At 49.8% G+C, this 24,777-nt stretch carries 24 protein-coding genes, 1 pseudogene and 1 riboswitch; of the genes and pseudogenes, 23 read left to right on the top strand and 2 right to left on the bottom strand.

Translation table 11 applies throughout. From position 1 onward, the window contains the following. Positions 1-213 (top strand): annotated as a pseudogene (locus G358_RS32435) (group II intron reverse transcriptase/maturase); the annotation flags it as partial. Positions 214-447: 234 nt separating this feature from the next. Beyond that, positions 448-1,341 carry a hypothetical protein gene (locus G358_RS30385; protein WP_019638581.1) on the top strand — a complete coding sequence of 298 codons (894 nt, stop codon included), beginning with the start codon at positions 448-450 and terminating at the stop codon, positions 1,339-1,341. Between the two features lie 239 nt (positions 1,342-1,580). Here the strand turns inward: G358_RS30385 and asd are convergent, their stop codons facing one another. Beyond that, entirely contained in the window at positions 1,581-2,405 is an 825-nt protein-coding gene (gene asd, locus G358_RS0117700) for an archaetidylserine decarboxylase (RefSeq protein WP_019638580.1), read from the bottom strand. 153 nt (positions 2,406-2,558) lie between these two features. Next, positions 2,559-2,670, top strand: a riboswitch (TPP riboswitch). A gap of 106 nt (positions 2,671-2,776) precedes the next feature. Here asd and G358_RS0117695 point away from each other — a divergent pair. From G358_RS0117695 to G358_RS0117685, 3 genes are read left to right on the top strand one after another with little or no spacing between them, the layout of a single operon-like run. Next, a complete protein-coding gene (locus G358_RS0117695; RefSeq protein WP_019638579.1) occupies positions 2,777-3,379 on the top strand; it encodes an ECF transporter S component in 603 nt (200 codons plus the stop codon). 2 nt (positions 3,380-3,381) lie between these two features. Beyond that, the gene (locus G358_RS0117690; protein ID WP_019638578.1) at positions 3,382-4,998 is read left to right on the top strand and encodes an ABC transporter ATP-binding protein; all 1,617 of its coding nucleotides are present in this window, start codon (positions 3,382-3,384) and stop codon (positions 4,996-4,998) included. Next, positions 4,995-5,795, top strand: coding sequence for an energy-coupling factor transporter transmembrane component T family protein (locus G358_RS0117685; protein WP_019638577.1), 801 nt, complete (start codon positions 4,995-4,997; stop codon positions 5,793-5,795). Before G358_RS0117690 ends, G358_RS0117685 begins: the two co-directional genes overlap by 4 nt. 88 nt (positions 5,796-5,883) lie before the next feature. Here G358_RS0117685 and G358_RS0117680 read toward each other — a convergent pair whose 3' ends face one another. Next, the gene (locus G358_RS0117680; protein ID WP_019638576.1) at positions 5,884-6,984 is read right to left on the bottom strand and encodes a YheC/YheD family endospore coat-associated protein; all 1,101 of its coding nucleotides are present in this window, start codon (positions 6,982-6,984) and stop codon (positions 5,884-5,886) included. A gap of 191 nt (positions 6,985-7,175) precedes the next feature. Between G358_RS0117680 and G358_RS0117675 the strand changes: the two genes are divergently transcribed. The 18 genes from G358_RS0117675 to G358_RS0117585 all read left to right on the top strand — a co-directional run bounded on the left by G358_RS0117675 (position 7,176) and on the right by G358_RS0117585 (position 24,717). After that, positions 7,176-8,333 carry a glycosyltransferase family 4 protein gene (locus G358_RS0117675; RefSeq protein WP_019638575.1) on the top strand — a complete coding sequence of 386 codons (1,158 nt, stop codon included), beginning with the start codon at positions 7,176-7,178 and terminating at the stop codon, positions 8,331-8,333. Positions 8,334-8,584: 251 nt separating this feature from the next. Next, positions 8,585-9,400: a glycosyltransferase family 2 protein gene (locus tag G358_RS0117670; RefSeq protein WP_019638574.1), complete on the top strand. Its 816-nt coding sequence runs from the start codon at positions 8,585-8,587 to the stop codon at positions 9,398-9,400. Positions 9,401-9,404: 4 nt separating this feature from the next. Further along, entirely contained in the window at positions 9,405-10,511 is a 1,107-nt protein-coding gene (locus tag G358_RS30380) for a glycosyltransferase family 2 protein (RefSeq protein WP_157274407.1), read from the top strand. Then, the gene (locus G358_RS0117660) at positions 10,508-11,257 is read left to right on the top strand and encodes a glycosyltransferase family 2 protein (RefSeq protein ID WP_019638572.1); all 750 of its coding nucleotides are present in this window, start codon (positions 10,508-10,510) and stop codon (positions 11,255-11,257) included. Before G358_RS30380 ends, G358_RS0117660 begins: the two co-directional genes overlap by 4 nt. 25 nt (positions 11,258-11,282) lie before the next feature. Further along, on the top strand, positions 11,283-12,014 hold the full coding sequence (locus G358_RS0117655) for a sugar phosphate nucleotidyltransferase (RefSeq protein ID WP_019638571.1): 732 nt from the start codon (positions 11,283-11,285) through the stop codon (positions 12,012-12,014). Positions 12,015-12,083: 69 nt separating this feature from the next. Continuing rightward, positions 12,084-13,178, top strand: coding sequence for a GT-D fold domain-containing protein (locus G358_RS30375; protein WP_019638570.1), 1,095 nt, complete (start codon positions 12,084-12,086; stop codon positions 13,176-13,178). Further along, positions 13,175-14,530, top strand: a complete 1,356-nt coding sequence (locus G358_RS0117645) for a glycosyltransferase family 2 protein (protein ID WP_019638569.1) — start codon at positions 13,175-13,177, stop codon at positions 14,528-14,530. The genes G358_RS30375 and G358_RS0117645 overlap by 4 nt, the downstream gene beginning before the upstream one ends. A gap of 128 nt (positions 14,531-14,658) precedes the next feature. Beyond that, on the top strand, positions 14,659-14,946 hold the full coding sequence (locus G358_RS0117640; RefSeq protein ID WP_019638568.1) for a hypothetical protein: 288 nt from the start codon (positions 14,659-14,661) through the stop codon (positions 14,944-14,946). A gap of 24 nt (positions 14,947-14,970) precedes the next feature. Further along, the gene (locus tag G358_RS0117635) at positions 14,971-15,324 is read left to right on the top strand and encodes an alpha-helical endospore appendage domain-containing protein (protein WP_019638567.1); all 354 of its coding nucleotides are present in this window, start codon (positions 14,971-14,973) and stop codon (positions 15,322-15,324) included. Further along, on the top strand, positions 15,321-15,626 hold the full coding sequence (locus tag G358_RS0117630; protein ID WP_019638566.1) for a hypothetical protein: 306 nt from the start codon (positions 15,321-15,323) through the stop codon (positions 15,624-15,626). The genes G358_RS0117635 and G358_RS0117630 overlap by 4 nt, the downstream gene beginning before the upstream one ends. Before the next feature lie 618 nt (positions 15,627-16,244). Beyond that, positions 16,245-17,333, top strand: coding sequence for a CgeB family protein (locus G358_RS0117620; RefSeq protein ID WP_019638564.1), 1,089 nt, complete (start codon positions 16,245-16,247; stop codon positions 17,331-17,333). Positions 17,334-17,371: 38 nt separating this feature from the next. After that, complete coding sequence (locus tag G358_RS0117615; protein WP_019638563.1) at positions 17,372-18,511, top strand: CgeB family protein; 1,140 nt, start codon at positions 17,372-17,374, stop codon at positions 18,509-18,511. Positions 18,512-18,518: 7 nt separating this feature from the next. Then, positions 18,519-20,126, top strand: coding sequence for a glycosyltransferase (locus tag G358_RS30370; protein ID WP_019638562.1), 1,608 nt, complete (start codon positions 18,519-18,521; stop codon positions 20,124-20,126). Between the two features lie 63 nt (positions 20,127-20,189). Then, the gene (gene wecB / locus G358_RS0117605) at positions 20,190-21,281 is read left to right on the top strand and encodes a non-hydrolyzing UDP-N-acetylglucosamine 2-epimerase (protein ID WP_019638561.1); all 1,092 of its coding nucleotides are present in this window, start codon (positions 20,190-20,192) and stop codon (positions 21,279-21,281) included. After that, a complete protein-coding gene (locus tag G358_RS0117600) occupies positions 21,274-22,260 on the top strand; it encodes a polysaccharide biosynthesis protein (RefSeq protein WP_019638560.1) in 987 nt (328 codons plus the stop codon). Before wecB ends, G358_RS0117600 begins: the two co-directional genes overlap by 8 nt. Beyond that, the gene (locus G358_RS0117595) at positions 22,257-23,090 is read left to right on the top strand and encodes a dTDP-4-dehydrorhamnose reductase family protein (RefSeq protein ID WP_019638559.1); all 834 of its coding nucleotides are present in this window, start codon (positions 22,257-22,259) and stop codon (positions 23,088-23,090) included. The genes G358_RS0117600 and G358_RS0117595 overlap by 4 nt, the downstream gene beginning before the upstream one ends. Then, positions 23,066-23,998, top strand: coding sequence for an SDR family oxidoreductase (locus tag G358_RS0117590; protein ID WP_019638558.1), 933 nt, complete (start codon positions 23,066-23,068; stop codon positions 23,996-23,998). The genes G358_RS0117595 and G358_RS0117590 overlap by 25 nt, the downstream gene beginning before the upstream one ends. Then, a complete protein-coding gene (locus G358_RS0117585) occupies positions 23,995-24,717 on the top strand; it encodes a glycosyltransferase (protein WP_019638557.1) in 723 nt (240 codons plus the stop codon). The genes G358_RS0117590 and G358_RS0117585 overlap by 4 nt, the downstream gene beginning before the upstream one ends. The last annotated feature ends 60 nt before the right edge of the window (positions 24,718-24,777 follow it).

Genomic DNA, 24,777 nt, shown 5'->3' with positions numbered 1-24,777 from the left:
CGTATGTGTCTGTGGAAACAGTGGAAACGGGTACGTACCCGAATCCGTGAACTGAGGGCCCTTGGAGTCCCGGAGTGGGCCTGCTATGTCATGGGAAACTCCCGCCGCGGTGCTTGGGAAATGTCCAGAAACACAAATAACGCCCTCCCGACTTCCTACTGGGAAACGAAAGGGCTGAAAAGTTTACTTTCTCGTTATCTGGAACTTTGTTAACCTTTTGGAACCGCCGTATGCGGACCCGCATGTACGGTGGTGTGAGAGGACGGGGGTTAGTCGCCCCCTCCTACTCGATTGTGCTTCAATTTTTTTTCCTGGGCTAAGGTCCAGTACTTTTCCGGTCTCCAGCCCATGGAATTACAGGGAGAAATGTCTACAATAGAAGAGAACATGACAATTATATCGACGGATAGAGATACATACTAAAAGGAATATTGCGAGGGATGGCGGATGAACAGGAACAGAAGCAAAGGTAGGCTGCAATCCATCACGTTAACTGCTGCTACTTTATCGTTAATCGTACTAGCGGGCTGTACCGGCATACGGGACAAATCAAATGAAGCGATTGGAAAAGCAACGTCTGCCCTGGAGAATTCGGTGATCAATGTAGCCCAAAAATGGGAACAGGACAGTAAGGATGCCGGCTTATCCAGAGATATTACAACGAATGAGCGAATCGGCACGGCAACGAAACTTAGCCTGGATAATACGGTAGGAAATATCAAGATCAGCTCTTATGACGGGGACGAGATTCAGGTCAAAACAACGATTTGGTTTGATAAATTTGCGAAGGAGAAAAGCAGTCAGCTTATTTTGGAGCAGGCGGAAGTGTCTATCGTTGCCAAGGGAGATCAGTTACAGCTTGTAACCCACCCTAAGGAGCGGACAAATGAAAATTTATGGAAATGGTCGCAGAGGGAGCTTGGGCTGTCCGACTTCAGCATTGATTACAAGATCGAGGTACCAGAGCAAATCGTGAGCTATTACATAAACAATGATGTCGGAATGATCGGGCTTCATCATTTGAAAGGAAGCTATGACATTCGCAGTAATGTTGGATCGATTGAGATGGATCAAGTTTATATTGCAGGCAAATCGGCGCTGGAAACGGAAGCGGGAAGCATTATGCTCAATATTGCCGGAATGGATGAACAGAGCCAGTTTGCGGCGAAGACGGACATTGGCAACATTGTAGCGGTGCTGAATGATGATATGAGCTGCACGCTCGTAGCAAATAACGAGCTGGGGAGTATTGTGGGAGCGGAGAAAGGGGAAAGCGCCATCAATGGCGGAGGGCCGCAGATCCTGCTCCAATCCCAAATTGGCACGATTACTGTGGAATGACGAATGCCAGATGACGAATGAAGAATAACGAATGAAGAATAATAAATGTTGAAAACCAGATGGACGAATGTAGAATATGAATGCTGAATGTGAAATTGCGGATTTCCAAATGATAAATTGAAGAATCCGGAACAGGAAATGAGACAGGCAGAGAATGAAAAAAAAAGATGAGTCAGGCCGTTCCCGCATTTGCGGAAACGGCCTGATTAAATTTAAAGTTGAATTGCGGCTGCAGTAGATCAGATAGATGTGTTTGTCCTTCTTGGTTTGGCCGCCGGATTGCGGTAAAATCTTCCCAACAGTTCTCCCATTTTGACTTTATGGCCCGCAGCAAGGTCGCTGAGCGGCTCAAATGTATTATTCTCGACGAGCAGAACGACGGTAGAGCCGAATTCAAAATATGCGATATCATCTCCGCGGTTCCAGTTATTCGCTGTATCATCCGAATATTTGATACTGCTCACATTCATGGCTCCGACTTTAACGACCGCGACTTCGCCGAATTCATGAGCAATATAAGTAATGAGTCGTTCATTCCGGCTTAATACGGTTCTCATATGTCTCATCCCGAAATCGTTGACTGGATAAACTTTTCCTTTAATATGCTCGCTCTCCAGCTTGCGTCCGCTGATCGGCGCATGGATGCGATGATAGTCGGTAGGACTAAGATACAGCACGAAGAAATAACCGTGATTGTATGTCTCCGTACGCGGGGAATAATTGAGCAGCTCCGCCAGGGAATAGTCCTGGCCTTTGACGTTAAGAATCGTACCGGAATCAATTTTTCCCATGGCGGTAATCAATGCGTCGACGGGACTGATTAATCCTTCTGGCAGAGGATGAACCGGACGCATGTCCGGCTTCAGCTTACGAGTAAAAAATTCGTTTAGCGTCCGGTATTCCTTGATCTCCTTCTCCGCCTCATGGAGAGGAATACCGTAGGATTTTGCAAAGGAAGGTATAAGGAGCCGACTTAATTCCGAATGGGAGAAGCGTCCCATAAGCCGGGAGATCCATTTCCGGGATGTAAGCTCTGTCATCCATTTCATCCATTTAGCGGTCAAGTTGTATCCCCCTATTTCAATGCTATGCAGCCATACTACCGTTATACTTCCGACTATATTGACATATAATGAAAACTAAATCAACAACGAAGCTGTAATAATTAAGTTTTACTTGCTAGTATAGCGCTTCTTGTTGTATGGTTATGTCAATCGCATAAGTGATACGGGAGCTTGAGAGAATCAGGCTGAGATTGCAGCAAGGCCCGCTGCTGACCGTTAATCTGATCTGGATAATGCCAGCGTAGAGAATCGATCGTTCAAGGACTTTTTTCCTGTGGACTGTTAAGCCGCCTGTGCATATCCAGCCGGTTTTTTTTATTTTTCAGCCATACTACAAAGTATGGAACAAAGATGAAGGAGAGATGTTAACAATGCAAGAAGCAGCAAAACGAAGAAGCAGCCGGGGATTAAAGCTGAGTGATTTGCTCGTAACGGTGCTTGTGTCTATTATCCTGGGCGTAGTGTACTATTTTTGGGGGAGCGTTTCTAAGTTATTTTCCTTTTTCCCGCAAGCGGATGAGCTTGTTTACGGGATGTGGTTTCTGGCCTCGACGCTTGTCTATCTACTGATTCGTAAACCTGGTGTGGCGTTAATCGCTGAAATTGCCGCAGCGCATGTATCGATTTTGTTTGGCAGTGAATGGGGGATCCAGCTTGTAATGTACAGTGTGTTTCAAGGTCTTGGGGCAGAGCTTGTATTTGCGGCGTTCCGTTATAAAAACTATTCAGCGTCCGTGGCTGCTCTGGCTGGGGTAGCAGCGGCGGCTGGTTCATTGATTCCGGATATTTACTACGGATACGTCCAGGGATATGAGACCTGGTTGTTCATCGCCAAATATGGTATGCGCGCGCTCAGCTCGGCTGTTATTTGCGGCTACTTGGCTTACGGACTTGCTAAAGCTGTGGAGGCTACGGGAGTCACCAATCTGCTGCGGCCAGTAGAAGAAAAAGACTATGCGGCGCTGGATGATTAGAAATGATTAATATACCGACATCTGAGGCCACGGCAAGCGGAAAGGAAGACCAGGCTGTGGCTATAGCAGCGGGTGTAACAGATCTGAGACTCAAGTTCCCGGGTGAAGAGCGCTTCGTGTTCAAGGACCTTACATTTCATGTTCAGCGCGGCGAAAAGGTATTGCTGCTCGGGCCAAGCGGGAGCGGCAAATCAACGCTGTTACAGGTGCTCTCGGGCATTATCCCTTCGCTGGTCGAGGTGCCGATGCGCTGTAAAGAACAGGTTCAGCCTTCAGCCTGGGGCTTTGTTTTTCAAGACCCGGACACGCAATTTTGCATGCCCTATGTTGATGAGGAGCTGGCTTTTGTCCTTGAAAATTTAGCGGTGCCCCAGCAGGAAATGCAGGAGCGGATGGCAACAGTTCTTCAGGCTGTCGGACTGCATTTGCCCGAGCGCCATGTGCTGATCGAATCATTGTCGCAAGGGATGAAGCAGCGATTGGCATTGGCTTCCATCCTGCTTACCGATCCGCAGGTACTGTTTCTGGATGAGCCGTCAGCTTTGCTTGATCCGGAAGGCCGGGTACAAATTTGGGATACGGTGAAACAGATTTCAAAGGATCGGACACTTGTTATCGTGGAACATCGCATTGAAGAAATCGTTACGTTTGTTGACCGCGTCGTGCTTTTTGGACCCGACGGACGATGCCTCGGGCAAGGAACGCCGCGGGAAGTATTCAGTATGTATCAGTCTGAACTGGTGGAGTTTGGAATTTGGTATCCGGGCGTATGGGAGCATTTCTTTGCCTCCCCGGAAGGAGATGAGCTGTTGAAGCCGCTTCCTGTTTTGCCTCTACCGGAAGCGGCTCCATCCGATTTAGCGCCGTTGCTGGAGCTGTCCTGTTTTCGCGGACTGAGATTGGGGAGGCCGGTTATTGAGGTCGAGCACGCGGTAATCGCTCCAGGGGATTTTATCACAATTACCGGACCGAACGGGGCTGGCAAGAGCTCCTTGCTGTTAAGCTTGATGGGCTTGCTGCCTTCCGAAGGAACGTATTTGCTGCAAGGGAAGCGGATGAATGATCACCACGGCGGGAAGAACAAATGGTGGCGCAGCCGCAAGAAGCAAATTATAGAAGCGGCTAGCCATATCAGCTTTGTGTTTCAAAATCCGGAGTTTCAGTTCGTTGCGGAGCAGGTAGCCGAGGAGATCGCGTTCTCTTTACGACAGGAGAAGTGGCCGGAGGAAGCCATTTCCCGGCACGTCCAAGAGGCACTGCTTACTTTCGGTCTGGAAGGGCTGGATCAACGGCATCCTTACCAGCTTTCCCTCGGTCAAAAACGGAGATTAAGCGTGGCTGGGGCAGCAGTGCTGAACAAGTCCGTGCTTCTGCTGGATGAACCGACCTTTGGACAGGATGCTGTAAATACGTTTGCGATCCTGCAAGTGTGCGAGCAGCTGCGCCGTCAGGGGACGGCTATTGTTATGGTAACGCATGAGGAAATGATCGCGGACAAGCTGGCAACGCAAAGATGGGAAGTGCGGGAAGGAAGAATAAGCTCCTTGATGCTCACAAAGCGGGGAAAACAAATGAAGGAGCTCAAGGACAGAGCTTTAGGGGAAGAGGGAGAGCGGTGAAACAATTTCTTACGCCGACGAGACAGACCTGGCTGCATAGGGCTAATCCTGCTGCGAAGCTGGGCCTTATATTGCTGCTGTTTCTACTGACGCTGTTTACGCATAGTTTGGATTATATCGTATATCAGGCGCTGGTCATGTTTATCGTCCTCTTCTTGCTTAGCGGGCATCCTCCTTGGAAAATACTGCTGCTGGTATTGCCCTTAATGCTCGTATTTGTGTCCTCATCCATTACGATGATCCTGTTTGGCAAGGGGGATACGACCTGGTGGAAATGGGGGCTGATCCGGATATCGGAAGAGAGCTTTTACCGCGGAATTCATATTGGATTCAAGTCGATCACTTTTGCTGCCGAAGGATTGCTGTATGTGCTGACGACGTCTTCCGTCGCTCTGTTTTACGCTTTGATGCAGAAGGTGAAGCTTGCGCCGAAATACGCTTACAGCTTTATGGCTTCTGTACGGCTGTTGCCCATGGTATGGGAGGAATTCCAAATCCGGCGAAACGCCTTGCAAATTCGCGGAGTAAGACAGGCCCGGGGAATTCGGGGCTGGGTTGAGCAAATGAAGCTGTACGCCGTGCCGCTGTTGTCTCAAAGCATTCGCCGGGCTCACCGCGTTGCGGTCGCCATGGAATCCAAGGCGTTCCGCAGCGATCGCCGCAGAACATATTATTACCCATCCGTTTTTTCTGGGACGGACTTATGGCTGCCTCTGCTGCTGGCCATCGCTATGGGAGGGGCATATGGATTATCTGTGCTGTATCCGTTCTTTGGGATTGCGGATGTAAGGTATTAAGCAAACAAATAGAAGCCGGTTTCGCGGTAGGGGCGAATTCGGCTTCTATTTTTGTATTATTTATTCTGCTTAGCTTTCGACAATTGATTCAAATTAGCGATGAGATAAGAATGCCGTTATCGTATAAATATCTTGCGAAAGCCATAGGTTTGTTATACGTATCCTGCCAAATCTCACTTAATCCGGCCTTGCGGAATCCGTAGCGCTGGTCTCTTCCATTACACTCGATGAAATAGGGCTTCCCGGACTGTGTCAAACCGATATCCATTCCAAGGTCGGCAAGAAGAGGCAGACGAGACGATAAATAACGGGCAATGGACAGCGACAGGGCTTCAACACGGCAAAGGGCGTCTGCTGCCAGTTTGGAGGGAAAGCACTTGGCCAGCAACTGGGTGGGATAAACGCTCGCACCTTTTGCTATATTGGAAATAAAGCTGTTTTTCGGAGCTACTTTCAGGAACATTCCGGTTACTCCCCATGCCCCTAAAGCGCCACGCTGCACACTAACCCGCAAATCCAGCGGACTTGAATCGTACTCGGCAAGCGGGATTCTCTCCTGAACGAGATATGGGGTATCAAAGATTTGCCGGTGAAGCCAGGCGGGCAGCTTTGCTTGATCGATTCGATCCGTGATCCACGCTTTTTTGGTCTTGGAAGGATAGGTCAGACCCCATCCAAGGCAGTCCCGCTGCAACCTCATAATTCCTTGCCCGACGGATCCGCGAACCGGTTTCAAAATGAGATCGTCATACTGCGCCATCATACAGCTTAGCGATGAAGGAGCAGCTTCAACGGTTGCCGGGAGACAATGGCTTAAGGATGGATTCTCTTGCAGGAGGCGGTGAATGACATCTTTTCCGTAACGGTTGTTTCTATTGAAGATAATAGTTCCTTGTGCTGCGAGGCTGTGGATTTTACGCTGAGCCGACAGCTCCGGATATAAAGCCCGGTTATGAATTACTTTCGGCGTAGGCATGGACACTCTGGCGTAGTCATGACCCTTTCGAATATAGGCAATACTATAGTTTTTTCGAGTATCGATATCTCCTAATCTTAGAAAACAAGGAATGAATCCATTAGTCCGTGCCGCTTTTTCATAATTAGATATCGATTCCTGGCCGGTTTTGCGCTGGGGAATTCCCCGGTACATGCTGGAGTTAAGCAGAATACCGACATGGTCCTGCCCCATGGATTTTCCTCCTTTTTGTTTACGTCTCTTGGTTCAATTTATGTGGAAATACCTAATCGGCGTGGACGACTGTTCCGCAACAGCAGCCTGTTTTGAAATTGAAATGAATCACCTCAAGTCTTACACCCTCCAGAACAATACCGCATAACTTAAAATACATGATTATTATGTGGTGAGAGGGAGCAAAGCCGATGAGAAGACAAAAAGTGGCGATCATTACCCCAGGCACGTTCGTCATTCCTTCGGGACACAGCAGTTCAGTTGAGCGCGTAATTGAGAAGGTAGCACCACTTGCCGCCAATCAATTGGAAGTTCGGGTATTTGGCCTATCCGACGGGCAGCTTCCCGATCTGGGACGGTTAGGGCCTATTCCTTGTTATCGAATGCCGGGAGGCAGACTATATATGGCCTCACTGCTGCGACACTTTAAAAAATGGCATCCGGATATACTCGACGTGCATAACCGGCCTCTACTCGCTTTTCAATTGAAGCATAAGCTCCCTATGACGAAGGTTGTCCTGACCCTGCATTCCACTACTTTCATTTCGTCTGCATTTTCCCCATCCGTACGATTACGTTATCTGCTGGACGGTGTGGATAGAATTATTGTGAACAGCCAGTATTTGAAAGAAGCAATACAGCGCCGCTATCCGTCCGTCAAAGTTCCAATATCGGTAAACCCTCTCGGTGTAAGCCTGGAGGATTTCGCTCCCCGCTGGACTTCGCCAGGGGAATATTTGCGGCAAGCGAGGCTTGCCGACTTCGGATGGAGCAAGCGGAAAATTATTTTGTATATCGGCCGGCTGCTGCCCTCCAAAGGAGTGCATCACTTATTGAAAGCTTTTCCCGCAATTACCGCTCTTGAGCAGGAAGCAATGCTAATGATCGTAGGCAGTGCGTATTATGGTGTGAACCGGGAAAGTCATTACGTCCAGCGGCTGAAAGCGATGGCAGAGCCGTTTGGGGATCGGGTTGTATTCCTCCCTTATACGCCGTATCCGAAGGTGGCAGACTGGTATAATCTCGCTGATGTTGTCGTTGTTCCTTCAGGTGAGGAAGAGGCTTTCGGCCTGGTTAATGTTGAGGCGATGGCCACGGCGGTACCCGTGGTCGCCAGCCGGGTAGGCGGGGTACCGGAGGTAGTTCTTGATGGCGAATCCGGGCTGCTGCTTTCGCCTGCTTCGATGTCAAGCGATCTGGCCACAGGTATCGTGTCATTGCTCGCAAGCGAAGAGAAACGGAAAAGAATGGGGAGAGCAGGCCGGGAACTGGCCCGGCGGAAATTTCGCTGGCATCATACGGCTGAGCGCTGGATCCATCTTATGAGCAGCCAGGAGGCGAAAAAATAGCAACGCCCCCTGAATAAAGAAAGACTACTTTCACAGGTGAGTTACTAGCACAGGTGAGAATAGTCTTTTTTCTATGCGGTTAAAGGAAGGTATCTCTTGCGGAAGATGACCATACGGCCGGATTGTAAAAGGAAAGGGTCTGTACGTTTGCCGTTGCACCGACCCGGGTTCCACATACACTGTATGAGGCAATGCAAAAAGCCCTCTTATGTCAATTTACTCATTCACAATTGAGTCCGGGAGGTGAAGGTATGCCCAGAAAACGCAGGTATGCCAGCCGGCGTAACCGAAAAACTATAGTTTATAAGGGCCCGAGTGGCTATGTCAACAATCATCCAAATCCAGTAGTGTCTATTATTATTCCAGCGATGAATGAACGGGCTACTTTGGCTGACGTTCTCTACCAAGCTAGCAGGATTCATCGTTGTAGCGAGACGATCGTCGTTGCCAATGGCTCGACGGATGGAACGCCGGAGATATCGGCCAAATTAGGGGCACGTGTCATTACCGCTGACAAGCCGCTTGGACACGATGTTGGCCGCCGGGTTGGAGCGGAGGCGGCAAAGGGGCAAGTATTGTTGTTTATAGATGCCGATATGGTTATCCCGGCAGCAGAGCTTCGGCCCTTCGTAAAAGCTGTATTGGAAGGAGTGGACGTGGCTCTGAATGATTATTCCGGGCCTACGGGCGGGCGCGAGGTCCACACGGTCGTCTTAGCCAAACATTCTCTGAATGCCATGCTGGGACGATCCGATTTGAAAGGGGCTTCCCTGACGGCTGTCCCCCATGCTATAAGCCGAAAGGCCGCCGCCGCCATCGGTTTTAGAACGCTTGAAGTTCCGCCAGTAGCGTTAGCTGCAGCGGTGCTTCGAGGATTTAAAGTCCAGGCTGTTCATTCCGTTCAAGTAGGGAGGATAAATCCGGCCAAATACAGAGGCAGGCAGGGGGATCCGTTGACCAGCCTGATCGCAGGCGATCATTTGGATGCTTTGCATTGGTTAATTTATGAACGGGGATCCCGCGGTGGATACAGCGATCTTGGCCGTCAACGAGATAAGGTGAGGTGAGGGCATGTCAAGGAGAAAACTGGGGAGGCCGGTGGGGCGGCAGCACTCTTTGGCAATAACTTATGCCCGAAACGGCTTTAAGCGCCCCGCACGATCACAAAAGTCAGGAAAAGCAGAGAGACAGGGGAAGATCAAATGGGGACAGCTTGAGCACCGTGCCGGTCAGGCAGGTTATTCAGCTGCATCTGGGCAAGCAGAAAGCTCCCATTCATATGAGCATTTGCAATCCTCTTTCGAGGAGTGGTTCAAGGAAGCTGTAAAGGGAAAGCTGTCTTGGCGCAGCATTCTTACCATCTCCAAGGCTTACCGCCGCGGATATAATACGATCGCAAGGCCGCCATTGCCAGGAATTCCATTGCCGTTGCGGGGGACCGTGTCGGCGGTCGTCGCTGCTAGCAATGAGGAGAAGACGATAGCGGCCGTTATTGCGGAATTAAGCCGGCTGCCCATTCAGGAGATTATTGTCATATTAAATGGCTGTAAGGATAGCAGCTTCCATTCCATAGAAAAGAATGATCGTGTAACTGTTATCAGCTATCCTCAGCGTCTGGGGCACGATGTTGCCCGTGGAATCGGCGCTTCTTTGGCTGCCGGGGACGCCGTATTGTTCGTTGATGGCGATATCGTCCTGGCTGCAGAGGATTTAGCCGCTTTCGTGCTTGAAATCGATAAGGGGACGGATGTTGCTCTGAACGACATCTCTCCATATTTGCCCCCGTTTTCTAAGCAGGACGATGTCACGCGCAGCAAGATGTTTCTCAATTATATGCTGGGCCGGCCCGATTTGCAGGCAAACTCCCTGACCGCAATTCCTCATGCATTATCCCGCCGGGCTATAACCGTCCTTGGGGGGAAATCATTGATCGTGCCTCCTAAAGCGCAGGCGCTGGCCATCGTACAGGGACTCACGATCCGGGCACCGCAATCCGTGGATGTCGTAAGAAAAAATCGGATACGCAGCGAGAATGCCGGGGCTGGAAACGAAGTGGCACGGCTCATCCTTGGCGATCATTTCGAAGCTCTTGATGAGGTAATGCGTCTAAAGGGGAGCAGATTGAAAATGACACGGCTGTCGCGCAGCGAGCTGGCGAGGAAGAGGAATCGCCGATGAAGGAAGAAACGAATCTGACCAGCATCATTATCCCGACGCATAATGGTTTGCATTTGTTGACCTCTTGCATAGAAGCGATTCGCCGGCATACTGAGGTACCGTATGAAATCATCGTCGTGGACAACGGTTCTACTGATGGAACCCAGGAATACTGTATTCAAGCCAAGCTGACGATTGTTGCGCTGCCGAGAAACGAAGGCTTCCCGGCGGCCTGCAATAAAGGGCTGTCCATTGCTTCCGGCGAGCAGCTCCTGCTCTTGAACAACGATGTCCTTGTAACGCCGCGCTGGCTGTCCAACATGCTTCGCGCCCTTTACAGCGCAGATGAGGTTGGAATTGTTGGCCCAGTTACGAATTATGCGAGCGGCCGCCAGCAAAAGGATATCGTGTGGAGGACGCTGGAGGAGTTCATGCAAATCGCCGAGCAGCACAACCAAGCCGATCCGGCGAAGTGGCTGGAGGTTCAGCGGCTCGTCGGGCTTTGCTTCCTATTTAAACGAAAGCTGTGGGAGCGCTTAGGCCCACTCGACGAGCGCTTTTCTCCAGGCCACTATGAAGACGATGATTATTGCTACCGGGCTCGCCGGCAAGCATTCCGGCTGCTAATGTGCGGAGATACGCTCGTATATCACGCGGGCAGCGCCAGCTTCGCGGCGGTAAATCCGAAAGGCTGGAACAGTCTTATCGAGCGTAATCGCCGGAAGTTTATCGATAAGTGGGGGATTGATCCGTGGATTTATATGTGAAAAACAGCTTTGGGGGAGGGAGCACATGAAAGGTGTAATTTTAGCCGGTGGGACGGGAACGCGTCTTTACCCCCTGACTCGAATCGTGAATAAGCATCTTCTCCCGGTGGGGAGCTATCCGATGATCAGCTACGGTATTGAACGGTTCCGGCAAGCGGGAATAACGGACATACTCGTCGTGATCGGCAAGCAGTCTGCAGGACTGTATACGAATTATTTGGGGAGCGGAGAGAATTTTGGCGTAAATTTGACATATCGCGTGCAGGAAACGGCGGGCGGTATTGCTGAAGCCTTATATTTGTCTAAAAGCTTTATCGCACGGGGGGAGAAGTTTGTTGCGCTCCTGGCGGACAATTTGTTTCTTGATGATTTGACGCCCTATGTCCAGCAGTTTATGAAGCAGGCTCACGGAAGCGCAAGAGTACTGCTGAAACCGGTTGATGATCCGAGAAGGTATGGAGTTCCAGTGTTTGATCCCTCTCGTCCTGACCTGATTTCTTTTATCGAAGAGAAACCGGAGAAACCGCAATCCAACTATTCGGTGACCGGAATCTATATGTATGACGACGCTGTTTTCGAACGAATAACTACGATAGATCGTTCTGCCCGGGGAGAACTGGAAATTACCGACGTTAACAATTTATATGCCAGAGATGGGAAACTGGAGTACGATGTCCTGCAATTATGGTGGGGGGATGCTGGAACTTTTGAGTCCTTGCTGGAGGCCGGCATGCGGATGAGAGGGGTACTTCCTTAAGAGGAAATTGGCCACGGGAATTGCCTGCTGACTTGAATCGGAACCTTAACAATTGAAAGGAGGGGGGATATGGCGGGCAAACACTACAAACGCATCAGACAGGGCAAGCGAAATTTGACCCAGACGAAAAATCGCATGGGAAAGGCAGGCAAGCCAGCACAGGTTCGTTATCGCATAGGTGCGATAGGTGGGCGGTTTCGCAAAGGCTCTTTGGCAGCTTCTCATCCAGGACAGCGCTCGCGCAGGCATGTTGCAGATGATAAAGCGAATAAGGAGGGGACTTATTCAGAGGAAAGGATGCTCCCCGAGAGGGAGGTCGCCTTTGCTTATGAGGAGGGTTACCGCCAAGGCTTCTATGAAGGCGGCGAAGCGAAGCTGTGTAAGAAGCTCCCCCCCTATACCGTACTCCCGTACATGACCCTAGATGATGTGATCTCCCGCGGAATCGAGCAGGTAACTTCTGCGCTTGTGCCTGTGCTTCCCCCCTCCGAAGTATTCGCGGAAGTCATTCAGGCCCTGGATCAACGGCTTCCGTTATCGGTCATTCGCCTCGGCGACGGCGAGCTGCTCACGCTGGCGCATGATATGACCATCTCCACAGAGCAGGCCAAGCTTTGGGGGCCATTTCTGCCTTATGCGGGGGTGAATCTTCCCGATGCGGCAGCACGCCGATTGTTAGCCCAATCCATTCGTCAAGCGAGCATAGTCGGCATTCCTGAATCGCGGCACCCTACGTTTCAGGGGCTTTTGTTCCCGGCACTGAAGCAACTGGGAATTTCCTATCAGGAGCTGAGAATGACGTCGTCTACGGTAAATTATGCGTTAAATGAACAAGGCCTATTGTTTCCAATGCTTCAAGGGCGGAAATTGCTTCTTATAGGGAATAAAGCTGCCGGACTAGCGGACGTGCTTGGCAGGCAAGGCTTAGAGATTGCCGGAATCATTATGCCGGTCAACGGGGTGCAGGATGTACGGCGCATTATAGAACAGGTGGCGAGGATCGACTTCGATCTTGCTTTGGTAGCGGCAGGCATTGCCGCTGTGATGATTTGTACAGCCATTGCCGGAGAGCTTGGAAAAGTTTCGTTTGATATGGGACATTTGGCGAATCAGTTGGAGAGCGGCGAAGCCCTCCTGCTGCCAGGCTCGGAGGTGAATAAATGAGTGATAGGCATGGATTGCTGCGCCAGGCTGTGCAAAGAGAACGGTCAGAGGCTGTGAGACGTTCCAGGATGACTTCGGCAGCGAAATATGAAAGTGGATATCAATCCGGCTATACCCTTGGCGTAATGGAGGGGCAAAGGGCTTTTGCAGCACAATTTGAAGGCACGAGCATCATTATTCCCACTTATAATCAAAAAGAATTGTTGTTGCGATGTATTTCTGGCATTGAAGCCCATACGGAACTGCCCTACGAGATCATCATCGTTGACGATGGTTCTACGGATGGAACCCGTGAGGCGCTGCGTAAGCGGAGAGGATCTTTTCGCGTTGGATTCCATCAAAAAAATTTAGGCTTTGCCAGTGCAATCAATACCGGTCTAATGATGGCTAAAGGCAGCACGATCGTATTGTTAAATAACGATGTTCTCGTAACTGAACGATGGCTGAGCCAAATGCTGATAGCGCTAAACAACAGCTCGGCGGCAGCGGTCGGCCCGGTTACAAACTATATTAGCGGGGCGCAGCAAATTGATACTGCTTATAATAGTTTGCGAGAGATGGAGAGGTTTGCAGCGAAGCATAATGTATCCGACAGCTTGAAATGGCGGTATACCGACCGGCTCGTTGGCTTTTGTCTTCTATTTCCTCGTGACGTATTCGAAGAGGTCGGTTATTTTGATGAAGGGTATGAAATTGGAAATTTCGAGGACGACGACTGGATTCTCCGGCTGCAATTGCAAGGCAAGCGTCTGATGATCGCCGGGGATACATTTGTGCATCATATCGGAAGTGTGACAATGAAGAGTCTCGGGCAAGAAGGCTTTGCTGCTGTTAACGACAGAAACGAACAATTTTTTTATAAAAAATGGGGAAATCCCTTTGAGCTTCTTCAGGAGGTGAAGCAGCAGAAGGGGGCTCTGCGCAATAAAAGATCTAGCGACTTTTTTCCGACGCATATTTGGGTGGAAGGTGGCTCTGGCAAGCGCTTTTGGCTGGAGAACGGATTAAAGTTTTCATTTTCCGATACGATAAATGAGAAGATGCCCGACAAGCCGGTCAGGCTGTCCGTCATCGATTTAATACAAATACCTACGGGGATACAGCGTCCGAATAACGGCTTTATATACACGGAAGGGGCTCGTCTGCGGGACGGGATGGTCCTTCGAACCAATAACGGCACTTGGTATCAGCTTGACCGGGGGAAATTGCGTAAAATTGCCTCCGATTACGCATGTGAGCTCTGGGGGCTGATGCGGATGGAGCCTAAAATGATAACGTTCAAGGAGATGGAGCAGTATGAGGAAGGACCGCCGATTCTGCCGCCTCCCGTGCTTAGATCGGAAGATCTGTAGTCCTGGATATTGCCAGTAACGACGAACCTGGCTTTCGCATATGCTGGAACAGATGAACCCGGGACCGGATAACAGTTACAGTTATACTGCCGTGCCCGGTACAACTGATTGAAGTAGGAGGAATCCGGGTGGAACAGAAAATCACAGAGATGATAATCCATATGTCCCACTCCCATGGGCAAATCGCGCGCATTATTGATGCGGAGCGGCAGGTTGCGGTGCGTATGGCGCAAATTATTCATTCTATACCTGATGCTGATCCGGACTTTGATGGAACCGATGGGCTGATCGAAAACACGGGGCGTATTAATAAAAGCGTTGTCGCCTACTTGAATTCAATCGCTGATCTTGAGGAGGCCATGGCTGAAAACTTAGAACTCGTAATCAAGGAATTGAAAGTTCAGGATGAAGAATAGGTTGTTACGAGCGAGGATGATACGATGAGCAGAGAACTGTCTTTATTGAATGTGCTGGATGCAGCGGCAAAAGTTCAATGGAATGTTGCTATGATTTTGGAGGCGAAAGCGGTAGAAGCTGAAAAGGTACGCAACTGGATGCTGAATCATGTACAAGGCGGGAGCTTCGAAAGCCACGAGAAGATGCTATCCGAACCGCTGGATATTCATGAGCAGCTTGTTGAAGTAATAGACGGTTTGACTAAACTGCAGAACGGCTTATGCAGCAATTTGAAAGCTATGCTTGTTTCCAAAGAAGAGGCTTCGGGTTCTGAAGACGAGGATGGCTTCGGCGGCATGTTCGGCGGCTCCTTTGATTTTGGGGATTCGGATAAATGATGGCCGGAATCGGCTCTGCCGAGGCAACTAAATTGCGGTTGATCGATTCGATCGCAAAGAGTCAAACCGCGATGGCGAGAATACTGGACAGTTTGGCGGATGTGTCCGATCATTCGGCTGAGACAGCTCGTCATTTGTCGAAAAATATTCAAGTTCTAACCAAGTATCAACAAGCTATAGCTCAAACGGTGTGCGGCATTACCCTGCGCCAAGTATATTATGGAACTCCTTCACCCCCCTGGATTATAGAATCTTGCTATCCGGCAAACACCGCAGCCCGAGGAGAACGGGAGGATAAGTAAATGCTAAAGACAAAAATCCGGCGGAAACGCCGGTCAAGGTTAATTAGGAGAAGAAAAGCAGGCTCAGGCAGCAAGCGTAAGTTGCCGTTAAAGCGAAAACACAGACTTCTAGGCAGAAAAAAAGGCCTCAGAACCAGAACTGGCCGTTTGCGCAGAAGAAAAAAGCGCACTCTGACACGCCGGAGCCCGAGTGCTCCATTGGCAGCGTCTGGACCTGATCAGCCAGCTCCTTTGCCAGGTCCTCCGGCTGATGACCCGGTATTATATCAACAGGCCTACGATGAAGCATACCATGAAGGCTTTAATTCAGGATTCTCGCAAGGCTTTGAAGACGGTCATAAATTAGCTTATAAAAATAGAGTTTGAGCACGCAAGCGGGCTCCTGCCACGGGTTAACCGGGACAGGAGCCCGTTTTTTGGTTGTCAAAAATAAATAGCGTAAGCCTCATATTTATTGTTATGGAAGCAGGTTCGTACTCTATCGAAAGAAAGGCAGCTGTCCTTTCATGGCATTCGCCAATTTATGAAACTTCCGGGTAGTCGTCCATGATGCACATGTCCTTCGCGCATATATTTATACAGACCCTAGGAAATTTAAATATAGATAGGATGAATGCCTTGAAGAATACGAACAAGTGGGATATCGGCGAAAGTTATCGGTCTGGATTCCTTGAAGGCTATCGATTCGGAGGATGCCAGGCTGTACTTGAGCGGATTCCGTTACAAGGACCCTCCAGCCCAAGCAGCTATCGTGTCCTCTATATTCCCCAAAGCTTTGAGGCGATTGATCGCGGGGTAACGGAAGCGTTAAAAGAGCTGACGGTAGAGTGTATCGTGGCTGCTCCAGAATCGGCGCTGACGATGGCCGCTTCCCTCCGTCCCGATCTCGTACTGGTAATGAATGGGCTGCATGTATTTCCTCCCGATCACGAGGAGCAGATATTGGCGATTCGCGGGCTGGGCATTCATACAGCCGTATGGTTTGTAGATGATCCTTATTTCACGGACGATACAGTACGTATTGCCCGGTGCTATGATGAAGTATTTACGCACGAATTGGAGTGCGTCGCACTTTATCGCCGAATGGGCTGCGAGCATGTTCATTACCTTCCGCTTGCCGCAAATCCGCAAATGTTTCGCCCGATACGAGCTTCGGCGGAATACCACTACGATGTTTGCTTTATCGGCAATGCCTTCTGGAATCGGGTAGAGCTCTTTGATCAAATGGCTTCATATCTCCAAGACAAAAAGGTGTTTATCGCCGGCGGGTTTTGGGATCGTCTGGAGAAATACGATCAACTGTCACGATTCATCCACAGCGGCTGGATTCCGGCAGAAGAGACGGTGTCTTATTATAACGGCTCTAAAATCGTCATAAATCTCCACCGTCCTACAACAGCAGGATCGGACAACCGGAACGGCATTAATAGCCCGGGGGGCTCGATTAATCCGAGAACCTATGAAATCGGAGGCTGCGGAACATTGCAAATTACAGATGTCCGCGGCGATTTAGCCGCTCATTATGAACCGGGGTATGACATTGAAACATTTACTGATGCAGCAGAACTGCAGCGAAAAATCGATTATTACTTGAGTCATGATCGGGAGCGTCTTCACATCGCCTGGCGTTCTTTATGGACGACTCGATTAAAGCATACGTTTCATGAACGTATCGGACGCTTGCTTGCTGCCGTGAAAATTCCTTAAGTGCAAGTTCAGCGACTACCATAAGAAGGAGTGACAGTATGTTCGTTCATTCAGAATCAGAGTCAGCGCCTCATGCTGCTTTGGTGAGTGCAGTTAAAGATTCAAGATGGAGAGGGCGGGAAGACGGTTTAAAGGATGGCTTTGAAGAAGGATATATGCGGGGGCGGGCGAAAGCGATCATTGAGACACCGCGCGCCTCTTTTCCCATCCGGCAATTGAATGTGCTGTATGTTTCCTCGGGCAAGGGATATCCTTACTCCCCGATTGATGAAGCGATTATAGCTACACTTCAAACACTGGTAAACCGGGTTAGCGTGGCTGAGCCGGGTCAGGATGTCGCTGGGATGGCTGCAGGCCTATCTCTTGACTTAGTGCTTGTGCTTGATGGAATGGATCTGCCTGTCGAGCACATTGATGCGTTGAGAGCCAAGGGAATACGCACTGCGATATGGCTGACGGATGATCCCTACTATACCGATATGACTGTCAGAACGGCTCCGCATTATGATTATGTGTTTACCCTGGAACGCAATTGCCTCGATTTTTATCGCTCTGCAGGATGCAGGAATGTATATTATTTACCTTTTGCAGCTTATGTAGAGCATTACCGTCCAACGCTGACCCGTTCACCGATTCGCCGTGGAATCAGCTTTATCGGCACCGCTTATTGGAACCGGGTTCAGTTTCTCCAACCGATTATCGGCGGGCTTATGGAAAAAGGCTTGACGATTAATGGCATTTGGTGGGACCGGCTGCCTGAATATTCCTCCTACCCGAATCAAATTGAAATTGGAAAATGGATGGGGCCTGGGGAGACGGCGGAAGCTTATAGCGGCTCGAAAATCGTGCTGAATTTGCATCGGTCCCCTCATGATGTGTCTGTGAATAACAATGCGATTGGCCTCACGGCAGCATCTCCCAATCCCCGAACTTTCGAGATATCGGCCTGCGGCACATTGCAGCTTGCCGATGTGCGGGATGACCTGAGCAGCTTCTATACTCCTGGACAGGAAATCGAAACATTCAGCAGTCCCGATGAGTTGTATGAAAAAGTGACTTACTATTTAACGCATGAGACAGAACGGCGTGAAATCGCCCTGCGTGCCTTAGAGAGAACCTACCGTCAGCATACGTATACCCATCGTCTCCACGAAATGCTTGGATATATATTTGGGTGATCATCACATGAAGAAGTTGATGCTGTTCTCACATGTTTGCAATGCTGCGAGTATAACGGGAGCGGAAAAATTACTGTTATTTTTGGCGAAGAGGCTGTCTGTATTATATGAATGCATCCTTGTCGTGCCGAATGAAGGCAGGCTGAGCCAATTAGCCCGGGATTTGGGTGCGCGCACTTTAGTACGGGATATCCCACTGCTATACAGCATGTACACACCACATGAGCATTTGCGGCAGGAGGTTGATAACCTGATCGACAGCACTTCGGTCAAACATACGGTGCAATTATTGGCGGAGGAGCAGCCGGACCAAATATTTGTAAATACATGCGTTCATATTATCCCGTCTATAGCTGCAAAGTCGCTAGGGATCCCAGTTGTTTGGCAAATTACCGAGGTTATCCGCGACAATGGTTGCAGGGGTATTACAGCCTCCTTAATCGACCTGTACAGCGACTTGATCATCGGTATTTCGGAAGCTTCAATACAGCCGTTTCACGCACTATCAGCCGAGAAGCTATGCCTTCTCTACCCGTCTTGGAATGAAGAGGATTTCCATCCTGCTTCATGGGAAAAGCAGCGGAAACAAAAGAGACGCCAGTGGGGGGTTGCTCCTGAAGAGAAACTGATCGGTTACATTTCTTCTTATCTCATTGCGGAGAAAGGGCCCCATCATTTTATCGAGAGTGCTGCTGAGCTTGGCAGGGATTTTCGCCATATTCGATTCGTGCTGATTGGCGACAAAGCGGATCGTGATTTTTACCGCTCGCTGGAAAGGCTGGTTCAGGAATCCGGATGTGCCGAACGCTTTAAGTTCGTTGACCATGTTTCGAATGTTGAAGCGGCTTATAGCGCTATGGACATCGTTGTTATTCCCAGCATACAGTGCGAAGGCTTTGGCCTGACCGCTATGGAGGGAATGATTGTCGGCAGGCCGGTCGTTGCTTACGCATCAGGGGGGCTTGAGGAAATACTGCGGCATACAGGAAATGAACGGTACCTCGCTGCCGCAGGAAATCGTGGTGAACTGACCGCGAAAATAGCACAGCTCCTCGAGGAGCCTGGACGGATTGAAACGATTGGTAAAGACAATCGGCGGCGGATAGAAGCCAGTTTTGGAAGGGAGGCCTATGAGAGCAGATTACAGCAGGTTATCGAGCGAATGAACCAGCTATCCCGCAGCGTGATCCCGCTTCCGGAGCACTCTGAAGCTGTATCGCAACAAAATGGCACCTCGGTGAGAAGTCCGGAGGAAAGGCTCCCTGAACCGGAACAGCCTCGCGGGCGGCGTTCTTCCTTGCAAACTCAGCGGAGCCGCCGAAGAAGGCTGGTACTGCGCAGCAGATCTCGCATCAGATCTCGCAGCAAGCCACGCGGCAAGCCACGCGGCAAGCTTGGCGGAATTTCTCGCAGCAGGCCACGCGTCAAGACTGGCGGGTTCTCTCGCAGCAGGCCACGTGTCAAGTCTGGCGGGATCTCCCGCAGCAGGCCACGCAGCAGATCCCGCAATGGGACTGCAAGCAGGTTCAGCAGCAAGGCTCGCAGCATCTCCCGCAGCAGATCTCACGGCACGCCTGCCGGCAGGTCCCGCAGCAAGAGCAGAAGAGTTGCTTGAGCGTGTTCACCGGTGTGATGCGTAAAACAGCGAGAACGGATTACACAGCAGGGAGATGAGATAGTGAGAATCATGACGATACTTGGCACACGCCCGGAAATTATTCGGCTAAGTCTAATCATTCCCCTATTGGATCAATATGCCGATAAGCACGTGCTGGTGCATACGGGGCAGAACTTTACTTCCAGCCTGAGCGGGATATTTTTCGAGCAGCTAGGGCTCAGACAGCCTGACTATGTTCTTCAGGATCGCAAGGCCTCACTGGGCCGTCAACTGGCTGCGATGTTCTCGCAAATGGAAACAATTCTGGAGACGGAGCGTCCGGAACGGGTGCTGCTGCTTGGTGATACAAATAGCGCTTTATGCGCAATTTTAGCTGAACGGATGGGAATACCGGTCGTTCATATGGAAGCAGGGAACCGTTGCTTTGATTTGGATGTGCCGGAAGAGAAAAACCGGAGAGTAATTGATGCCATTTCTTCCATTAATATGCCATATACGGAACAGAGCAAACGTCATTTGATCGCCGAAGGTTTTCCAACGGCGCGAATCGTGCTTACGGGAAATCCGATTTACGAGGTCATGAAGCATTATGAGGAACAAATTCTGAACAGCGATGTTTTGGAACGGCTGAAGCTGCGAACTGGAGAGTATTTTCTTGTGACTGTTCATCGGGCAGAAAATGTAGACCATCCTAAGCATTTGCATGAAATTATGCAGGGGCTGAATAAGATTGCTGAAACCTTCGGGAAGCGCCTTATATGCAGCATCCATCCCCGAACCCAATCCCGAATCGACCGTAATTTGCAGCAGAAAATGCATCCGCTCGTTGAATTTCATCAGCCGTTTGGATTCTTTGACTTCGTTAACCTGGAGCGGCATACGCTGTGCGCATTGACCGACAGCGGCACGGTGCAGGAAGAGTGCTGCATCATGCAAGTGCCGACCGTTACGATCCGCAAGTCGACGGAGCGGCCGGAAACGGTGGATTGCGGCAGCAACATTGTATCGGGACTAAATGCGGAGCGCATGTTGGCTGCGGCTGTACTCATGACAGAATTAAACCGGGAATGGGAGTGTCCCAAGGGGTACTTGGCTGACAATGTGGCGGCTACAGTAGTCAAATTTATGTTTGGAGGGAAACGGGATGTTTGAGAACAAACGAATACTGGTTACTGGCGGCACCGGTTCCTGGGGGCATGAATTAATTACTCAACTGCTGCCTCAGCAGCCCCAGGAAATTATAGTTTATTCCCGCAATGAATCTGCTCAAGTCGCGATGAGTCGTCAATTTGAAGAACAGCGTCTTAGCTTCTGTATCGGCGACATTCGCGACAAGGAAGCGCTAAGGACCGCCACACAGGGCATGGATTATGTTTTTCACCTGGCAGCCCTAAAGCATGTTCCCGTCTGTGAGGATCAGCCCTATGAAGCGCTGAAGACGAATGTGATCGGAACACAAAATGTGATTGAAGCCGCGATTGAAAATGAAGTGAAGAAAGTCATTTATATCTCGACCGATAAGGCAGCGAATCCTTCCAATTTCTACGGGATGACCAAGGCGATTGGCGAAAAATTGATCGTCTATGCTAACCTGCTCGGCAGCAATACCCGATTCGTTACCGTACGGGGAGGCAATGTACTTGGTACGAATGGTAGTGTTATTCATTTATTCAAAAACCAAATTAGACAGAAGAGTCAAATACAAATTACGGACATGAATATGACCCGTTTTTTTCTTACTCTGCCAGATGCTATTTCATTGCTGTTTAAAGCGACCATGGAGAGTCTTGGGGGAGAAATTTTTGTCATGACGATGCCGGCCTGCCGTATCGTAGATTTGGCGGAGGTACTCGTTGAAGATGCGGGAGTACCGAATGTGAAGCTGGTAGAGAGCGGGATACGTCCCGGGGAGAAAATTCATGAGATTTTGATGAGTGATTTTGAAAGTCAGACTACCGTTGTCTATGACGAGCAATATTTAGTTATATTGCCGACACTTCATTTTCCCGAGCTGAAAGAGCGTTATAAAGACTATCCTCCCGTAACGTTCAGCAGCTTCAGTTCGAAGTATAATTTGATGAGCAAAGAGGAAATTCGCCAAATATTAGACCGCGGAGGATTCCTGTCATGAAGGTGCTGGTGCTGGGCGGAAGCGGCATGGCGGGCCACATGATTGTCGATTATTTCAAGCGGCAGGGCAGGCACGCGGTTTTTTACACGACCAGGGATCTTGATGATCCCTTAGGTCTTGTCCTGGATGCCTCCGATAGTCATGCGGTAGATCAGGCGATTCACTTGGTTCGTCCGGATGCTATTATTAACGCGATTGGCGTGCTTAATCAGTTTGCAGAAGCCGACAGGATCAATGCCTACTCTATTAACGGGATGCTTCCGCATCGTTTGCGATGTGCCGCTGACGCGATCGGTGCCCGGCTGATTCATATTAGCTCCGATTGTGTATTTTTAGGAACGCGCGGCCGTTACCAGGAGGATGATGAGCCCGATGGTACAACTGCCTATGCGCTGACTAAGGCGCTCGGCGAAGTGAGGGCACCTGGCCATGTCACCATTCGGACGTCCATTATTGGCCCGGAGATCCGTTCGAGAGGCATCGGTTTAATGCACTGGTTTACACAGTGTACAGGTACTGTCCATGGATATCGGAACGTCTATTGGAACGGGGTGACGACGCTTGAATTAGCGAAGGTGATAGATGGGCTGCTGCACTCGTCCATATCGGGCCTTGTTCATCTTGCTTATCCGGAAGCCATCAGCAAGTATGAACTGCTCTTGCTATTTAAGGAAATATGGGGGCTTGAGCACATCAATGTTGATCCGGTGGATGAACCGGTTCAGGATCGCAGCATCATATCTACGCGAAAGGATTGGAATTACGAAGTTCCTCACTATCGTGACATGCTGAAGGAGTTGGCGGTATGGATGGAACAGAATCGCTCCTGAAGGGCACGGTTCTTATTACTGGAGCTTCAGGCTTTACCGGCAGGCATGCCTGCCGGTACTTTACGGGGCTTGGAATGCAAGTAGCCGCCATTGTTCATAAGGAAGGAAGCTGCCCCAAGTACGACGGCGTGTATTATTACACCTGTGATTTGCTTCATAAACAAGAGTTGGCCAGTATCGTTAGCGAGGTAGGTCCTGATTACGTGCTTCATCTCGGGGGCAAAAATTCGGTAGCTGAATCTTGGGAGGCACCGCTCACATATATAGAGTCCAATGTATTAGCGATGACATATCTTCTTGACGCGCTTCGTTCTTTTCCAGCCAGCCGAATACTTATTACAGGATCGCGCCTATCCTCCGAATTATCGGCTTCTTATCGCCCGCTTCATCCGTATGGGTTAAGCAAAAGCATACAAAAAGCAGTCAGCCAATCCTGGCAGAAGCTGTTCGGTCAATTTATTATGCTGGCAGAACCGTCCAACTTGATCGGACCAGGTCCTTCAACAGGATTTTGTTCCCTTCTCGCTCAATATGTTGTTGAGGTGCAGCAAGGCAAGCAAAGAGCAGCTTTCCGGGTATCGTCGCGGGCGTTCAGAAGGGATTTCCTCGACGTTCGGGATGCTGTCCGGGCTTACGGATATTTGCTGGCACAAGGGGAAAAGGGCCGCATATATCCGGTCTGTTCAGGGGTTGAACGCAGCTTGGGGGAGGCAGCTGACCAGCTGTTGTCTATTGCAAATAGCAGTCCGTCCATCGAATGGGGGGAATCCTCAATAGCGGAAACTACGAGCGGGGCGATACGCGCTGAAGAACTGGAGAGCATGGGCTGGAGAGCAGAAATTCCTTTCTCCGTCTCTCTCCGGGATGTCATGCACTATATGCAAGAGATGAAAGGGGGAAGAAGATGAGGCCGCTTGTGACGATCATCATCCCATTTTACAACTGTTCCTATGTCGATCAAGCCGTTCGCAGCGCGCTCGACCAATCCTACAGTCCGATCGAAATCATAGTGATTGATGATGGCTCTGTATCGCAGCAGGAGCGCTTGACCCCATATTTGCCTTATATTTATTATCTCGGTAAAGCCAATGGAGGAACGGCTACCGCGCTGAATCACGGAATTCGCCATGCAAAAGGGGACTATATCGCCTGGCTAAGCTCTGACGATATATTTTATCGGGAGAAAGTTAACCATCAGGTGCAGTTTATGAGAGCGCATAATGCGTATATTTCCCATACGAATTACAATTATATCGATAGCGCAACCCATGTAACCAAATATGATGTGGCCCAGGAGAGCCAGTTTACAAGCAGTGTCGAGTTTTATCGCAGTTTTTTGAATTCCAATCCGGTGAATGGATGCACGGTAATGTTCAGGCGAGAGCTGTTTTCTGCCATCGGCTTATTTAATGAAGGTCTTCCTTATACGCATGATTTGGATATGTGGCATAGGGTGATCCAGAGAGGAGTCCACTTTCCCTATTTAAATGAATCGCTTACCGGCTACCGCTGGCATGACGCGATGGGAACGGTAATTCACCAGGCGAACATTAAACAGGAATATGAATCCACGCAAAGCCGCTGCCGCGGCCCGCTCCTTCAAATATTGTCGAGAATGAATATATGAACATATAAAAGTGATCTATAAATAGAAAAAGAGCTGTTCCCGTAAGCAGATTACTACACC

It is taken from the genome of Paenibacillus fonticola DSM 21315, from assembly GCF_000381905.1.
GTDB classification, from domain to species: Bacteria; Bacillota; Bacilli; order Paenibacillales; family Paenibacillaceae; genus Fontibacillus; species Fontibacillus fonticola.
This window is presented reverse-complemented; position numbering and strand designations above follow the sequence as displayed.

What these genes read in the sequence shown, in the direction of transcription:
- G358_RS30375 (WP_019638570.1), top strand. Translation starts at nt 12,084, where the DNA reads ATGGCGGGCAAACACTACAAACGCATCAGACAGGGCAAGCGAAATTTG.
- G358_RS30380 (WP_157274407.1), top strand. Translation starts at nt 9,405, where the DNA reads ATGTCAAGGAGAAAACTGGGGAGGCCGGTGGGGCGGCAGCACTCTTTG.
- G358_RS0117680 (WP_019638576.1), bottom strand. Translation starts at nt 6,984, where the DNA reads ATGGGGCAGGACCATGTCGGTATTCTGCTTAACTCCAGCATGTACCGG.
- G358_RS0117690 (WP_019638578.1), top strand. Translation starts at nt 3,382, where the DNA reads ATGATTAATATACCGACATCTGAGGCCACGGCAAGCGGAAAGGAAGAC.
- G358_RS0117655 (WP_019638571.1), top strand. Translation starts at nt 11,283, where the DNA reads ATGAAAGGTGTAATTTTAGCCGGTGGGACGGGAACGCGTCTTTACCCC.
- G358_RS0117615 (WP_019638563.1), top strand. Translation starts at nt 17,372, where the DNA reads ATGTTCGTTCATTCAGAATCAGAGTCAGCGCCTCATGCTGCTTTGGTG.
- G358_RS0117645 (WP_019638569.1), top strand. Translation starts at nt 13,175, where the DNA reads ATGAGTGATAGGCATGGATTGCTGCGCCAGGCTGTGCAAAGAGAACGG.
- G358_RS0117600 (WP_019638560.1), top strand. Translation starts at nt 21,274, where the DNA reads ATGTTTGAGAACAAACGAATACTGGTTACTGGCGGCACCGGTTCCTGG.
- G358_RS0117595 (WP_019638559.1), top strand. Translation starts at nt 22,257, where the DNA reads ATGAAGGTGCTGGTGCTGGGCGGAAGCGGCATGGCGGGCCACATGATT.
- G358_RS0117670 (WP_019638574.1), top strand. Translation starts at nt 8,585, where the DNA reads ATGCCCAGAAAACGCAGGTATGCCAGCCGGCGTAACCGAAAAACTATA.
- G358_RS0117660 (WP_019638572.1), top strand. Translation starts at nt 10,508, where the DNA reads ATGAAGGAAGAAACGAATCTGACCAGCATCATTATCCCGACGCATAAT.
- G358_RS0117675 (WP_019638575.1), top strand. Translation starts at nt 7,176, where the DNA reads ATGAGAAGACAAAAAGTGGCGATCATTACCCCAGGCACGTTCGTCATT.
- G358_RS0117695 (WP_019638579.1), top strand. Translation starts at nt 2,777, where the DNA reads ATGCAAGAAGCAGCAAAACGAAGAAGCAGCCGGGGATTAAAGCTGAGT.
- G358_RS0117630 (WP_019638566.1), top strand. Translation starts at nt 15,321, where the DNA reads ATGATGGCCGGAATCGGCTCTGCCGAGGCAACTAAATTGCGGTTGATC.
- G358_RS30385 (WP_019638581.1), top strand. Translation starts at nt 448, where the DNA reads ATGAACAGGAACAGAAGCAAAGGTAGGCTGCAATCCATCACGTTAACT.
- G358_RS0117590 (WP_019638558.1), top strand. Translation starts at nt 23,066, where the DNA reads ATGGATGGAACAGAATCGCTCCTGAAGGGCACGGTTCTTATTACTGGA.
- G358_RS30370 (WP_019638562.1), top strand. Translation starts at nt 18,519, where the DNA reads ATGAAGAAGTTGATGCTGTTCTCACATGTTTGCAATGCTGCGAGTATA.
- G358_RS0117635 (WP_019638567.1), top strand. Translation starts at nt 14,971, where the DNA reads ATGAGCAGAGAACTGTCTTTATTGAATGTGCTGGATGCAGCGGCAAAA.
- G358_RS0117585 (WP_019638557.1), top strand. Translation starts at nt 23,995, where the DNA reads ATGAGGCCGCTTGTGACGATCATCATCCCATTTTACAACTGTTCCTAT.